The organism is Brevundimonas vesicularis (assembly GCF_044807075.1).
GTDB classification, from domain to species: domain Bacteria; phylum Pseudomonadota; class Alphaproteobacteria; order Caulobacterales; family Caulobacteraceae; genus Brevundimonas; species Brevundimonas vesicularis_G.
Map to the genome: position 1 here is coordinate 2138958 of NZ_CP085234.1, position 13794 is coordinate 2152751.

Annotated in this window: 13 protein-coding genes; 12 read left to right on the forward strand and 1 reads right to left on the reverse strand. The window is 65.7% G+C overall.

Annotated features, from left to right (window positions below; all coding sequences use genetic code 11):
* Nucleotides 1-3: 3 nt before the first annotated feature.
* From LG306_RS10660 to recO, 11 genes are read left to right on the forward strand one after another with little or no spacing between them, the layout of a single operon-like run.
* Nucleotides 4-2073 (forward strand): RelA/SpoT family protein, encoded by a 2070-nt coding sequence (locus tag LG306_RS10660; protein WP_404414298.1) that lies wholly within the window; start codon nt 4-6, stop codon nt 2071-2073.
* A complete protein-coding gene (locus LG306_RS10665) occupies nt 2070-2828 on the forward strand; it encodes a TIGR00730 family Rossman fold protein (RefSeq protein WP_404414300.1) in 759 nt (252 codons plus the stop codon). The genes LG306_RS10660 and LG306_RS10665 overlap by 4 nt, the downstream gene beginning before the upstream one ends.
* A gap of 50 nt (nt 2829-2878) precedes the next feature.
* Nucleotides 2879-3463: an orotate phosphoribosyltransferase gene (gene pyrE, locus LG306_RS10670; protein WP_404414302.1), complete on the forward strand. Its 585-nt coding sequence runs from the start codon at nt 2879-2881 to the stop codon at nt 3461-3463.
* Nucleotides 3464-3467: 4 nt separating this feature from the next.
* A complete protein-coding gene (locus tag LG306_RS10675; RefSeq protein WP_404414304.1) occupies nt 3468-4208 on the forward strand; it encodes a pyridoxine 5'-phosphate synthase in 741 nt (246 codons plus the stop codon).
* Nucleotides 4205-4606 (forward strand): holo-ACP synthase, encoded by a 402-nt coding sequence (acpS, locus tag LG306_RS10680; protein WP_404414306.1) that lies wholly within the window; start codon nt 4205-4207, stop codon nt 4604-4606. Before LG306_RS10675 ends, acpS begins: the two co-directional genes overlap by 4 nt.
* 55 nt (nt 4607-4661) lie before the next feature.
* Nucleotides 4662-5555 (forward strand): signal peptidase I, encoded by an 894-nt coding sequence (gene lepB, locus LG306_RS10685; RefSeq protein ID WP_404414308.1) that lies wholly within the window; start codon nt 4662-4664, stop codon nt 5553-5555.
* Entirely contained in the window at nt 5555-6265 is a 711-nt protein-coding gene (gene rnc / locus LG306_RS10690) for a ribonuclease III (RefSeq protein WP_404414310.1), read from the forward strand. The genes lepB and rnc overlap by 1 nt, the downstream gene beginning before the upstream one ends.
* A complete protein-coding gene (gene era / locus LG306_RS10695; protein ID WP_017503839.1) occupies nt 6262-7209 on the forward strand; it encodes a GTPase Era in 948 nt (315 codons plus the stop codon). The genes rnc and era overlap by 4 nt, the downstream gene beginning before the upstream one ends.
* A gap of 15 nt (nt 7210-7224) precedes the next feature.
* Nucleotides 7225-8463, forward strand: coding sequence for a serine hydrolase domain-containing protein (locus LG306_RS10700; RefSeq protein ID WP_404414312.1), 1239 nt, complete (start codon nt 7225-7227; stop codon nt 8461-8463).
* Between the two features lie 48 nt (nt 8464-8511).
* Nucleotides 8512-8988 carry a nuclear transport factor 2 family protein gene (locus tag LG306_RS10705; protein WP_404414314.1) on the forward strand — a complete coding sequence of 159 codons (477 nt, stop codon included), beginning with the start codon at nt 8512-8514 and terminating at the stop codon, nt 8986-8988.
* Nucleotides 8988-9719 (forward strand): DNA repair protein RecO, encoded by a 732-nt coding sequence (gene recO, locus LG306_RS10710; RefSeq protein WP_404414316.1) that lies wholly within the window; start codon nt 8988-8990, stop codon nt 9717-9719. The genes LG306_RS10705 and recO overlap by 1 nt, the downstream gene beginning before the upstream one ends.
* Here the strand turns inward: recO and LG306_RS10715 are convergent.
* Nucleotides 9716-11446 carry a cytochrome c biogenesis protein DipZ gene (locus LG306_RS10715; RefSeq protein WP_404414318.1) on the reverse strand — a complete coding sequence of 577 codons (1731 nt, stop codon included), beginning with the start codon at nt 11444-11446 and terminating at the stop codon, nt 9716-9718. The two genes, recO and LG306_RS10715, sit on opposite strands and share 4 nt — an antisense overlap.
* 133 nt (nt 11447-11579) lie before the next feature.
* Between LG306_RS10715 and parC the strand changes: the two genes are divergently transcribed.
* Entirely contained in the window at nt 11580-13793 is a 2214-nt protein-coding gene (gene parC / locus LG306_RS10720; RefSeq protein ID WP_404414320.1) for a DNA topoisomerase IV subunit A, read from the forward strand.
* The last annotated feature ends 1 nt before the right edge of the window (nt 13794 follow it).

The following is a 13794-nucleotide window of genomic DNA, read 5'->3' on the forward strand; positions in this document are numbered from 1 at the left end:
GCGATGAAGATGCACGGCTCGCAGTTGCGAGCCTCGGGCGATCCCTATTTCGCCCACCCGATCCAGGTCGCGGGCATACTGACCGACTACAAGCTCGACACCGCCACCATCGTCACCGCCCTGTTGCATGACGTGGTCGAGGACACGACCGCGACGCGCGACGACATCGCCGGCATGTTCGGTGAAGAGGTCGCGGTCCTGGTCGAGGGCGTGACCAAGCTGTCGCGGCTGGAGCTTCAGGCCGAACACACGCGCCAGGCCGAGAACCTGCGCAAATTCATCCTGGCCATCAGCCGGGACGTGCGGGTGCTGCTGGTCAAGCTGGCCGACCGTCTGCACAATATGCGCACGCTCCAGTTCGTGAAGCCGGAGAAGCGCGAGCGGATCAGCCGCGAGACGCTGGAAGTCTATGCGCCCCTGGGTCGGTCGATCGGTATCCACTCGATCGCGTCCGAGCTGGAAGAACTGGCCTTCACACATCTGAACCCAACGGCCAAGACCGCTATCGAGCGACGGCTGGAGGCGTTGAAGCTGGAGCACGGTCGCGCCATCGACGGCGTGGCGAGCGAGGTCGAGCGCGTCCTGTCCGAGGCGGGTCTGAAGGCCAAGGTCTATGGCCGGCAGAAGACGCCCTATTCGATCTGGCGCAAACTTCAGCGTAAGTCGGTCGGCTTTTCGTCCCTGTCGGACATCTACGGCTTCCGCGTGATCGTCGAGGCGGAGGACGACTGCTATCGTGCCCTAGGTGTAATCCACCGCGAATGGCCGATGGTGCCCGAGCGGTTCAAGGACTTCATCTCGACGCCCAAGTCGAACAACTATCGCTCGCTCCACACGACCGTCGTCGGCCCTCGGGGCCTGCGGATCGAGATGCAGATCCGCACCGAGGACATGGATCGGATCGCCGAGGACGGGGTCGCCGCCCACTGGCGCTACAAGAACCATTCCTATGGCTTCGACCGCGAGGCGATGGAACAGGGCGGCGGGCGTGACCCGCTTCAGAACCTGCGTCACCTGGTTCAGGTGATCGAGCACGGCGAGGGCGGCGAGGACTGGGTCGAGCACGCCAAGCTCGAAATGTATCTGGACCAGGTTTTCGTCTTCACGCCGAAGGGCCAACTGGTCACCCTGCCACGCGGGGGAATGCCTCTGGATTTCGCCTATTCCGTCCACACCGAGGTTGGGGACACCGCCGTAGGGGTCAAGGTCAATGGCGAGTTGAAGCCCATGCGGACGCCGCTCCAGAACGGCGACGTGGTCGAGATCATTCGGGGCTCCAAGCGCGAAGTGCCTGCGGACTGGCGGAGCCTGACGGTCACAGGCCGCGCGCGCTCCGCCATTCGCCGCCATATCCGCACCTCCGAGCGCGAAGAGTTCATCAAGCTGGGCCGCGTCGCGTTGGATCAGACCCTGGGCCGGGTCGACAAGACTCTGACCGACGTGTCGCTGAAGCCGGTTCTGGAGTTGCTGGCGGTCGCGAGCGACGACGATCTGTTCGAAGGCCTGGGTCGCGGGCGGTTGTCGCCGACGACGGCGGCCGAAATCCTGTTCCCAGCGCTGAAGGGGCGGCTGAAGGCCGGGCCCGAGAAGCAGCGCATCCAGGGCGAAAAAGCGCGGCTGTTCGTGCGCGGCGGGGGGCTGACGCCGGGCGTGTCGGTTCATTTCGGACAATGCTGCACGCCCGTTCCGGGCGACCGGATCGTCGGCATTCTTGAGCCGGAATCCGGCCTGACCGTCCACACTATCGATTGCCAGACCCTGGCCGCCTTCGCCGATGACGATTCGGTCTGGCATGACCTGCAATGGACGCCTCAGGCCGAAACGGACGCGGTCGCCGCCGCCCGCATTCGCGCGACGATCCGCAATGCGCCGGGCGTGCTGGGTCAGGTCACGACCCTGATCGGCGAGGCCGGCGGCAACATCATCAACCTGTCGATGGCGCATCGTCAGCAGGACTTCTTCGACGTGGACGTGGATGTCGAGGTCGAAGACGCCAAGCATGCGACCATGATCATGGCGGCGCTGAGGGCTAATCCGTCGGTCGATTCCGTCGAGCGCGCGCGGGGCGAATGAGCGACCCGGTAAAGCCGAACGCAGCGCAGATGGCCTCGCCGTCCTATCGCATGGCGGCGATGGATCAGAACTTCCTGCTGGGCGATTCGATGCGTGGCGTGCGGTTCCTGATGGAATACGCCAAGCCCGAGGAGGCGTTGAGGGCCTGGGGCGTACGCTCGACCATCGTCGTCTTCGGCAGCGCGCGCATCCACGAGGGACATCGTTGGTATGACGAGGCTCGCGCCTTTGGTCGACTGGCGTCCGAGCGAGGCGGAGCCTTGCGCGGGCGTGTCGGCGAACCGCGCGACAATGTCATCGCCACCGGCGGCGGGCCAGGTATCATGGAAGCCGCCAATCGCGGGGCCGTGGACGCGGGCGCGCCTTCGGTCGGCTTCAACATCACCCTGCCGCATGAGCAGGAGCCGAACGCCTATTCGACCCCGGAGCTGACGTTCCGCTTCCACTATTTCGCGATGCGGAAGATGCATCTGGCGATGCGCGCCAATGCCCTTGTGGTGTTTCCCGGCGGATTCGGCACCTCCGACGAGATGTTCGAGATGCTGACGTTGCGCCAGACGAAGAAGGCGCCGCCGGTTCCGGTCGTTCTGGTGGACAAGGCCTACTGGACCTCGGTGATCGGTTTCGACGCCATGGTCGAACATGGAATGATCGCCGCGTCTGACCTGGACTTGATCGGTTTCGCCGAGGACGCGGAGGGCGTCTGGGCTGAACTGCTCTCGCGCGGGCTTCGGCCGAACGAAAACATCGAATGAAGCGTCGCCGCAGGGTTCATCCGCGCGCGATCCGGGTCTAGAACCCTGTCATGAACACTGAAGACGTCCTCAATGAGTTTCGCGACGCCGGCGCCCTGCGCGAAGGCCATTTCGTCCTGTCGTCGGGTTTGCACAGCCCGGTCTTCCTGCAGAAAAATCTGGTCTTCATGGACGGCGCGCGATGCGAGCGCCTGTGCAAGGCGCTGGCCGAAAAGATCGTCGCCACGGTCGGCCCGGTCGATGTCGCCATCTCGCCAGCCGTGGGCGGCATCATCCCCGGGTATGAGACAGCCAAACATCTGAACGTCCGTTCGATGTATGTCGAGCGCGAAAGCGGTGCGTTCAAACTGCGTCGCGGCTTCTCGGTCGAGCCCGGCGAGAAGGTCGTGATGGTCGAGGATATCGTCACGACCGGCCTGTCGTCGCGCGAATGCATCGCCGCCATCCAGGCGGCCGGGGGCGAGGTGATCGCCGCCGCCTGTATCGTCGACCGGTCGGGCGGCAAGGCGGATGTGGGCGTGCCGCTGATCGCCCTGGCGTCGATGGACGTGCCCGCTTACCCAGCCGACGCTCTCCCGCCTGAATTGGCCGCGCTTCCGGTGGAAGATCCCGGCAGCCGCAGATTGTCGAAGTAGAGCCATGCGTGAACGGGTCCGGCTGGGCGTCAACATCGACCACGTCGCCACGGTGCGAAATGCGCGAGGAGGGACGCATCCCGATCCTGCGCGCGCGGCCGAGGCGGCGCTGGCGGCCGGGGCCGATGGCATCACCGCTCACCTGCGCGAAGATCGCCGCCACATCACCGACGCCGATATCGACGTGCTCAGCGCCCTGTGCGCCCGCGCCGGAAAGCCGCTGAACCTGGAAATGGCGGTGACCGAAGAGATGCTGGCCATCGCTCTGCGCCACCGGCCGCACGCCGCCTGTCTGGTGCCCGAGCGGCGCGAGGAGGTCACGACTGAAGGCGGTCTGGCGGTCGCCGGTCACGAAGGACGGATCGCGGCTGTGGTCACGGCGCTGGCGGACGCTGGCATCCGGGTGTCGCTCTTCATCGAACCGTCCGAAGCGCAGGTCGAGGCCGCCGTCGCCGTTGGCGCCCAGGTGGTCGAATTCCACACCGGTCGCTACTGCCATCTGACCGATCCGGCAGAGCGGGAGGTCGAGTTCGAACGCCTCGCCGCCGCCGCCGCCCAGGCCGACATCCTGGGGCTGGAAGTCCACGCGGGCCACGGTTTGGATTACGACACGGCTCCGCGCGTGCTGGCGATTCCGGAAATCCGTGAGCTGAACATCGGCCATTTCCTGATCGGCGACTCGATCTTCATCGGTCTGGACGGGGCGATCCGCCGGATGCGAGCGGCGATGGATGCGGCGAAATGATCATCGGCGTCGGCGCAGATCTGTCGGACATCCGACGCATCCAGGCGTCGCTGGATCGGTTTGGCGATCGCTTCAAGACCCGCTGCTTCACCGATCTGGAACGCACCCGCTCGGACCGGAAGCCGGACCCGGCCTGGAGTTACGCCAAACGGTTCGCCGCCAAGGAGGCCTGCGCCAAGGCCCTGGGCACCGGGATGCGCGCCGATGTCTATTGGCGCGACATGGGGGTGGTGAACCTGCGTTCGGGTCAGCCGACGATGGCTTTGACCGGCCATGCGGCCGAGCATCTGGCGCGTCTGACGCCAGCCGGACACGAGGCGAAAATCCACCTGACGCTGAGCGACGAACATCCCTATGCGCTCGCCTTCGTGGTGATCGAAGCCTTGCCGCAGTCGTAATCAGGTTATAGGCGTGCGCGATGACCGCGCGGACGCGGCGAGGATGCCTGATCGCATGAGCGAAGACCAAAAGCCCGACGACGCCAATCGCGACGCCACCCCCGAAGAACGATTTGCGGCCTCGGAGGCGGACGCTCCGGTCAAGTCGGTGCAGGAGCCCACGACAGCGAACCAGAAGGTCTATGCCAAAACGCCCAAGGCCGGCGACAAGGCGACCTCGGCCGCCAGCGAAACCGGCGAAATCTTCAAGACCATCGTCTTCGCCCTGCTGATCGCGATGGTGCTGCGGATCTTCCTGTTCCAGCCCTTCACCATCCCTTCGGCCTCGATGGAGCCGAACCTGTACGAAGGCGACTATATCGTCGTCTCCAAGTGGTCGTACGGCTTCTCCAAACACTCGATCCCGTTCAGCCCGCCGCTGTTCGACGGCCGGATCATGGGTTCGGCGCCCAAGCGCGGCGACATCGTCGTGTTCAAACTGCCGCGCGACAACAAGACCGACTTCATCAAGCGCGTGATCGGCCTGCCCGGCGACCGCATCCAGATGATCGCCAACAAGCTGTATATCAACGACAAGCCGGTTCGGGACGTCGTGGTCAGCGAGCAGGAGATCAACGACATCTTCGGCCCGCGTCCAGTGACGGAGGTCCGCGAGACCCTGCCGGAGGGCAAGAGCTTCATGACCCAGGATTTCGGTCCCGGAAACGACCTGGACGACACCCCGGTCTATGAGGTCCCGGCTGGCCATTACTTCATGATGGGCGACAACCGCGACAACTCGATCGACAGCCGTGTCGAACAGTCCAGCGGCGTGGGCATGGTCCCGGCCGAGAACCTGGTCGGCAAGGCGCAAATCATCCTGTTCTCGTGGAAGCCCGGTTCGTCGCTGTGGAACCCCGTCAGCTGGTTCAACGTGCGACTCGACCGGTTCTTCAACGTCCTGCACTGATGGCCAATCTGAGAGCCGAAGCGGTCGCGGCGCTGGAAACGCGCCTGGGACACAGGTTCAAGGACAAGGCCCTGCTGGAGCGCGCCCTGACACACGCCAGCGTGGGCGAGGGGGCGCCGGTCGGCGCCCACGGTCCGCGCGACAATGAGCGGCTGGAGTTCCTGGGCGACCGGGTGCTGGGTTTGCTGGTCGCCGAACGCCTGTCGGTCCAGTTCCCGACGGCGGATGAAGGCCAGCTGTCGTCGAGCCTGCACGCCTTGGTCGACAAGGGGGCCTGCGCCCGCGTGGGCGAAGCGCTGGGCGTGGGGGCTGCGCTGCGGCTCTCGCCCGGCGAGACCAAGACCGGCGGGCGCCGCAAGGCCGGCGTCATCGCCGATGCGGTCGAGGCCATATTGGCGGCCGTCTATCTGGACGGCGGACTGGATGCCGCCAGGGCCGTATTCGAACGGGCCTGGTCCGACGAACTGTCGGCGCCGCCGTCCCGCACCGTGACCAATCCGAAATCGGCGCTTCAAGAGTGGGCGCAGGGGCAGGGCCGGCCGCTGCCGACCTATCGCGTCGCCGATCGGACGGGTTCGGATCATGCGCCCACATTCACCGTCGAAGTGTGCGTGCAGGACGTGCAGCCCTTGACCGCGCAAGGGCGTTCGCGTCAGGAGGCGGAGAAGGCGGCCGCAACGGCTCTCCTCAAACGTGAAGGCGTCATTTGACCGATATCGAAAACCAGCGCGCAGGCTTTGCCGCCATCATCGGCGCACCCAACGCCGGCAAGTCCACGCTGGTGAACCGGCTGACCGGGTCCAAGGTCTCGATCGTTACGCAAAAGGTGCAGACGACGCGCTTCCCCGTGCGCGGCATCGCCATGGAAGGCGACGCCCAGATCGTGCTGGTGGACACGCCCGGCATCTTCACACCACGTCGTCGCCTGGACCGGGCCATGGTCGCCTCAGCCTGGGGCGGCGCGGAAGATGCGGACATCGTCGTTCACCTGATCGATGCCCAGTCCCACATCAACGCCGAAGGCCGCGAGGGCACGGCGGCCGATCGCCGCTCGGCCGAGGACACCGAGACCATCATCGCCAACCTGCAGGCCACCGGCACCAAGGTTGTTCTGGCGCTGAACAAGATCGACGGCATGCGCCGCGACACCCTGCTGGCCCTGTCGCAGAAGCTGTTCGAGAGCGGCGTCTATTCCGAGGTCTATATGATCTCGGCGGCGAACGGAGACGGCGTCGAGGACCTGAAGCAGCGTCTGGCCCTGTCCATGCCCAAGGGGCCGTGGCTGTATCCCGAGGATCAGGCGGCCGACGTGCCGGTGCGGGTTCTGGCGGCGGAGATCACGCGCGAGAAGGTCTATCTACGCGTCCATGAGGAACTGCCCTATTCGGCGGCGGTGGAGACGACCAGTTTCGAGGATCGCGCCGACGGCTCCGCCCGGATCGAACAGACCATCTATGTCGAGCGCGAGAGCCAGCGGCCCATCGTGCTGGGCAAGGGCGGCCAGACGCTGAAATGGATCGGCCAGAAGGCGCGCGAGGAGCTGAACGAAATCCTGGGCCGCCAGGTCCACCTGTTCCTGACCGTCAAGGTGGATCCGAAGTGGCAGGACAGCCGCGCCCTCTATGCCCAGTTCGGTCTGGATTTCGACGTCTGAGTTCCTGTGTTTGATGTGCCGCGTACCGCCGGGGGTCATCCCCGGCTCGTTCTAGGCGTCCTCGGGGCGCTGATCCTCGGCGGCGCGGTCTGGGGCGGCATCGTCACGGCGGTGGCCCCTAAGACCGATGCGGAACTTGCGACCGAGCGCGCCGATGCGCCGCCGCGCCCCCCAGTGGTCGTGGTTCAGGACCTGCCGCAACTGGCGGCGCGGCTGGATCGCGAGGCCGCTTCAGGCCGCTTCATGGGTGCGGTTCTGGTGGCCAAGGGCGACAAGGTCCTGTTCCGCCAGGTCTATGGCAAGGCCAACTACGAGCGGGACCAACCCCTGGCGCTGGGCTCGCGCTTCCGCTTGGCCTCGATCTCCAAACAGTTCACGGCGACGGCGATCCTGAAGCTTCAGGACGAGGGCAAGCTGAACGTCTCCGATCCGGTCTGCAAATGGATCCAGCCCTGTCCGCAGGCCTGGGCGCCGATCCGCATCAGCCATCTGCTGTCGCACACCTCGGGCATTCCCGATCTGATGGCGCGGCCAGGCTGGGGCATGCGCCGCACGACGCCGGCGACGCTGGACGAACTGACCGAAGATTCAAAGCGCTTCGGCCTTCAGTTCGAACCGGGGACCAAGGTCCAATACGACAACGCCGGTTTCAATCTGGCGGCCGCCATCGTCGAAAAGGCCAGCGGCAAGTCCTTCGAGACCTATATGCGCGAGACCTTCTTCAAGCCTCTGGGCATGACGGATAGCGGGCTTGATCTCGATGGCGGCGATCACGGCGTCATCATGGGCTACGCCAACTTCCCCGGCGGTCTGGCGGCCCAGCCGAACGCCAACACCTCCATCGTGGCGGGCGCCGGCGCGGTCTATTCGACGCTGGACGATCTGCTGGTTTGGCAAAGGGCGCTGCACCGGGGCGGCCTGCTGACCCCCGCCAGCTATCAGCAGATGCTGGCCGACCACGCGCCGGCCGACATGAAACCGAACGAACGCAGTCATCCGCGTCGGGATTGGGGTTTCGGCATCTTCGCCAATCGCTTGGGCGACCAGGTGCGGCCCAGCTTCCAGGACCGCCAAATCTATCATACCGGCAGTTGGGGCGGATTCCGCAACCTCATGCTCTATCAGCCGGAAGCCGACGTGACGGTGATCGTCCTTTCCAACAACTATCACCTGCGTGACCAGGTCTTCCTGATCAGTCAGCAGGCGATGGCCGAGGCCTTGGGCCACGAGTTTCCGACGACACTGGCGCGCTGAGGCGCCCGACTGTTTCCTTGGCGAGGAGAACAGGAGTAGAACGGGACCATGATCGCTCTTCTTGCCGCTCTCGTTCTTTCCGCTTCGCCGACGCAGGCAATGGGCGATCCCGTCGTCGAGGCCGGCGCCGTTCTCGACCGAATGCACACGGCGGCCTCGCGTGCGGACGGCGACGCCTATTTTGGTCTGTTCACGCCCGACGCCCGGTTCATCGGCACGGATGCGACCGAGCGCTGGTCGCTGGCTGAGTTTCGCGCCTACGCCACGCCCTATTTCTCGCAAGGGAAAGGATGGACCTATCGCCCGCATGACCGGGTGGCGACCCTGGCGCCGGGCGATTGCCGCTGCATCGTCTGGTTTGACGAGTTGCTGGACAACGACGCCTACGGACTGACGCGAGGCTCAGGCGTGCTGCGCCTGACCCACGACGGCTGGAAGATCGAGCAATATGTGCTCAGTTTCACCGTGCCGAACGACAAGGCCAAGAGCGTGGTCGGGCTGATCGCTCAGGATCCGGCGGACTGATGGACTTCCACGAAGAGGCGTTCGTCCTGTCGGCGCGCAGCCACGGCGACACGGGCGCTGTGGTCGATCTGCTGACCGAGAACCACGGCCGGCGCTCTGCCTATGTGGCGGGCGGCGCGTCACGCAAGATGAAGCCGTTCCTGCAGGCGGGCGCGCGGGTCGTGGCCGATTACCGCGCCCGCACCTCGGATCACCTCGGCGCGGTGCGGCTGGAGCCGATAGGCGAGGGACCCAGCGCCCTGTTCGACGACGCCCTGGCGCTCACCGGACTGGCGGCGGCGGCAGGCGTGACCCAAGGAGCGCTGCCGGAGCGTGAGCCGCATCCCGGCGTCTTTCTCGCGTTCGAGGCGCTAATGGCGGCGTTCGAGATGCCGGCGGTCTGGCCTGCGATCTTCGTGCGGTTCGAGGCAGGCCTCTTGGAAGACCTGGGCTTCGGGCTCGACCTGTCGAAATGCGCCGCAACCGGCACGGCCGACGACTTGATCTACGTCAGCCCGCGCACTGGCCGAGCGGTCAGCCGTGACGCCGGCGCACCCTATGCTGACAAGATGCTGACCCTGCCGCCCTTCATGCTGGGCGCCCAGTCCGGTCTGATTGAGGGCGACGTCCGGGCCGGGTTCGACCTGACGGGGCATTTCCTGGAGCAGTTCGTCTTCCATCCGCATAACAAGCCCCTGCCGCCTGCGCGCGTGTGGATGCTGGACAAGCTGGGCGACGCCGGTCGGCTCTAGCCGAAAGTGAAGGCGAAGACCTGAGCGCCGGGATCCAGGAACTCGATCTCGAACGTCCGTTCGCGCACCGCGCCCGTCTGACGCACAAGTTGATACAGCCGCTCGCCCTCGACCCGGCCGAGGCCCTGGGCGTCGATGTCGCTGCCGGTGTTTGCGCCCGGCGCCGCGCCATCGATCCGGACGCGGAAGCGGACGGATGCGCCCGGCTTGCTGGGGCCCATGACCAGATGGAGATCACGCGCCTTGAACCGGAAGGCGATACGGCCGCCGGCCGCCTTCAGGTCGGCATGCTCATGCGTCACGCGCCAGCGGCCCGAAAGGCTCCAATCGTTCAGTTTCAGCGGCGCGGCGACATAGTCCTTGATCACGTCGTTGGCCAGGCCGCCGGGCGAGCGGAAGTTCTCGGCGCGGCCATAGCCGACGTAGGTCTCTGGCGATTCGACCTGGGCCATGTCGGCGGCGGCCTCTGCGCCCTCAGCCTGGACTGTGACGACGTTGGTGGCGACGTCCGCGGCGCCCGCTTCCTTCAGAAGTTGCTGGATCACGCGTTCGGAGCCCGCATAGTCCCCTTCGCCGAAGTGGTGATGACGAATCTGTCCTTTGGCGTCGATGAAGTAGTGGGCGGGCCAGTACTGGTTCTTGAAGGCCCGCCAGATGGCGAACTCATTGTCCATAGCGACCGGATAGGTGATGCCCAGCCGCTGGATGTTCTGGCGGACGTTGGCCTCGGATTTCTCGAAGGCGAACTCGGGCGTGTGCACGCCGATCACCACCAGACCCTGGTCCTTGTATTTCTCGGCCCAGGCGCGGACGTAGGGGATGGAGCGGATGCAGTTGATGCAGGAGTAGGTCCAGAAATCGACGACAACCACCTTGCCCCTCAGTTGTTCGGTCGTGAGCGGCGGGGTGTTGATCCAGGTCGTCGCCCCGGTCAGCGGCGGCATCACCCCTTCGACCGGCAGATTGGCCAGATCGGCCGGGGCCTGGTTCGTCGGCATGCCGCGCCCGATCCCACCCAGCAGCGCCTGTTCGATCCGGCCCGTGCTGGCGGCCGAAATCCGGGTCAACAGTCCCGTGTCCGCACCCAGGCCGATCACGACCACGCCGATCAGCACCAGAACGCCCAGGCCGCGCCGCACCCATTCGCCGACGCCCAGCGCGCCCTTCATGGCCTTGAACACGCGACCGCCGACCAACAGGGCCAGACCCAGCGATGTCGCCGCGCCTGCTGCATAGGCCAGCAGCAGAACCGTCGTCCCGACGCCGGCGCCCTGTAGCGCTGCACCCGTCAGGATCACGCCCAGAATGGGTCCGGCGCATGGCGCCCAGAGCAGTCCCGTCGCGACGCCGAGCAGCAGGGAGGAGCGCACGTCGCCCTGATCGCCACCCTGCCGCTCGGCGCGATCCGTCAGCCAGGACCCCGCCGCCACGAACGGCCGCATCAGGCGATCGCCCACGGCCGGAAACAGCAGGCTGACGCCCAGCACCGCCATGACGGCCAGGGCGATCCAGCGCCCGACCTCATTGGCCCGCACCGCCCAGCCGCCGCCCAGCGCCGCCAGCGTCGCTACGCCCGCGAAGGTCACGGCCATCCCGACCAACAACGGCAGACCATTGCGGATGAACGGCCGATCAGCCCGCGCAAAGACGAAGGGCAGAACTGGTAGGATGCAGGGACTGACGATGGTCAGAACGCCGGCGAGATAGGAGAGTAGGAACAGGATCATGGCGCGGCCTGACGAGGGTGTGTCTCTCACATACGCACGGCGGAGCGGTTTGGTGACTCCCCAGCGCGCTTATCCCCCAATCTGGCGTCTTACGGGCTAGACTTCCCGCTTCCGATCCCCGATTCGCAGAGCCATGACGATCCACGCCCCGCCGCCGGAAGGCGGCCGCATCATCGACGAGCCGATGGAGACGGCGCTCAGCCGCCGCTATCTGGCCTACGCCCTGTCGACCATCACCAATCGCGCGCTGCCGGACGTGCGTGACGGGTTCAAACCCGTGCACCGACGCATCCTCTACGCCATGCATCAGATGCGGCTGAACCCGCAGGCGGCGGCGCGCAAATGCGCCAAGGTCGTCGGCGAGGTCATGGGCGGATACCACCCCCACGGCGACGCCTCGATCTATGAGGCCCTTGTGCGCCTGGCCCAGGATTTCGCCCAGCGTTATCCACTGGTCGACGGTCAAGGGAACTTCGGCAATATCGACGGCGATAGCGCCGCGGCCATGCGCTACACCGAGTGCAAGCTGACGCCGGCCGCCGTTCTACTGTTGGATGGCATTGATCAAGACGCCGTCGATTTCCGGCCTACATACGACGACCAGGACGAGGAGCCGATCGTCCTGCCGGCCGGCTTCCCGAATCTGCTGGCCAATGGCTCGTCCGGCATCGCGGTCGGCATGGCCACTTCGATCCCGCCACACAATGTCGGCGAACTGATCGACGCCTGCCAGCTGCTGCTGGAGCGGCCGGACGCGACGACCGAAGACTTGGTCCAGCATGTGCCGGGTCCCGACTTCCCGACAGGGGGCGTTGCGGTTGAAGGCCACGCCTCCATCTTGGACGCCTATGAGACGGGTCGGGGCGGGGTGCGCCTGCGCGCGCGCTGGGAGACCGAAGATCTGGGGCGCGGCGTGTGGCGGATCATCGTCACCGAAATGCCCTATCAGGTGCAGAAGTCGCGACTGATTGAGGCGCTGGCGGACCTGATCGAGCACAAGAAGGCGCCTCTGCTGGGCGATGTGCGCGACGAGTCGGCCGAGGACATCCGCCTGATCCTAGAGCCCAAGAACCGCACCATCGAGCCTGAAATGCTGATGGAAAGCTTGTTCAAATTGTCCGATCTGGAGGTCCGCTTCCCGATCAACATGAACGTGCTGGACGCCAGCGGCACGCCGCGCGTCATGGGCCTGAAAGACTGCCTGCGCGCCTTCCTGGATCACCGGCGCGAGGTGCTGAACCGCCGTTCGCAATGGCGAATCGAGCGGGTCGAGAAACGTCTGCACCTGCTGGAAGGCCTGCGCATCGTCTTCCTCAACTTGGATGAAGTGATCCGCATCGTGCGTGAGGAAGAGCAGCCCAAGGCCGTCCTGATCGCGCGCTTCGGCCTGACGGAGGTGCAAGCCGACTTCATCCTCGACACCCGACTGCGTCAGTTGGCGCGTCTGGAAGAGATGACGATCGAGAAGGAATTCAACGCCCTGTCCGAAGAACTTGCCAACCTGAAGGCGCTGACGTCGTCTGAAGGCAAGCAGTGGAAGGCGATCTCCAAAGAACTGGAGGCCGTGCGCAAGGCGCTGATCTCTCCGCGCCGGACCACGATCGCCGAGGCGGTGGATACGTCCGCCTTCGTCGCGCCCGAGGCCTTCATCCCGCGCGAGGCGATCACCGTCATCTTGTCGGAACGTGGCTGGATCCGCGCCGCCAAGGGCAAGATCGAGGATCCGTCGGAGTTGAAGTTCAAGGAAGGCGACCAACTCGCCTACCTCGTCCCGGCTTTTACGACCGACAAGCTGCTGGTGGCGGCGTCGGACGGACGCATCTTCACCATCGGCGCGGACAAGCTGGCGTCCGGACGCGGCCACGGCGAGCCGCTGCGCCTGATGATCGATCTGGACGAGAAGGCCGAGATCATCAACGTCCTGGCGCATCAGCCGGGCGGCAAGCTTCTGATCGCGTCCAAGGCCGGCTACGGCTTCATTGCGCCTGAGGATGACACCCTGGCGCAGAAGCGCGGCGGCAAGCAGGTGCTGAATGGCGAAATGCTGGCGGTGCTGCGAGTGCCCAATAGTCCGGCTGGCGATCACGTCGCGACCATCGGCGAGAACATCAAGACTCTGATCTTCCCTCTTGCTGAACTGCCCGAGATGGGACGCGGCAAGGGCGTGAAGCTGCAAAGCTTCAAACAGGGTGGCCTCGCCGACATCACCGTCTTCAACGCCGAGAACGGGCCGGAATGGGTCGACGGCGGAGGACGTCGTCGCAACTGGCCCGACTGGAAAGACTGGCTGGGCAAACGCGCCGGCGCCGGTCGCCAAGGACCAAGAGGCCTGCGCAAGTTCAGATAGG

Bases quoted from the DNA above. Each gene is read 5' to 3' on its own strand.
- acpS (WP_404414306.1), top strand. From the start codon at position 4,205: ATGATCATCGGCGTCGGCGCAGATCTGTCGGACATCCGACGCATCCAG.
- LG306_RS10675 (WP_404414304.1), top strand. From the start codon at position 3,468: ATGCGTGAACGGGTCCGGCTGGGCGTCAACATCGACCACGTCGCCACG.
- LG306_RS10660 (WP_404414298.1), top strand. From the start codon at position 4: ATGAAGATGCACGGCTCGCAGTTGCGAGCCTCGGGCGATCCCTATTTC.
- rnc (WP_404414310.1), top strand. From the start codon at position 5,555: ATGGCCAATCTGAGAGCCGAAGCGGTCGCGGCGCTGGAAACGCGCCTG.
- LG306_RS10705 (WP_404414314.1), top strand. From the start codon at position 8,512: ATGATCGCTCTTCTTGCCGCTCTCGTTCTTTCCGCTTCGCCGACGCAG.
- lepB (WP_404414308.1), top strand. From the start codon at position 4,662: ATGAGCGAAGACCAAAAGCCCGACGACGCCAATCGCGACGCCACCCCC.
- parC (WP_404414320.1), top strand. From the start codon at position 11,580: ATGACGATCCACGCCCCGCCGCCGGAAGGCGGCCGCATCATCGACGAG.
- pyrE (WP_404414302.1), top strand. From the start codon at position 2,879: ATGAACACTGAAGACGTCCTCAATGAGTTTCGCGACGCCGGCGCCCTG.
- LG306_RS10665 (WP_404414300.1), top strand. From the start codon at position 2,070: ATGAGCGACCCGGTAAAGCCGAACGCAGCGCAGATGGCCTCGCCGTCC.
- recO (WP_404414316.1), top strand. From the start codon at position 8,988: ATGGACTTCCACGAAGAGGCGTTCGTCCTGTCGGCGCGCAGCCACGGC.
- LG306_RS10715 (WP_404414318.1), bottom strand. From the start codon at position 11,446: ATGATCCTGTTCCTACTCTCCTATCTCGCCGGCGTTCTGACCATCGTC.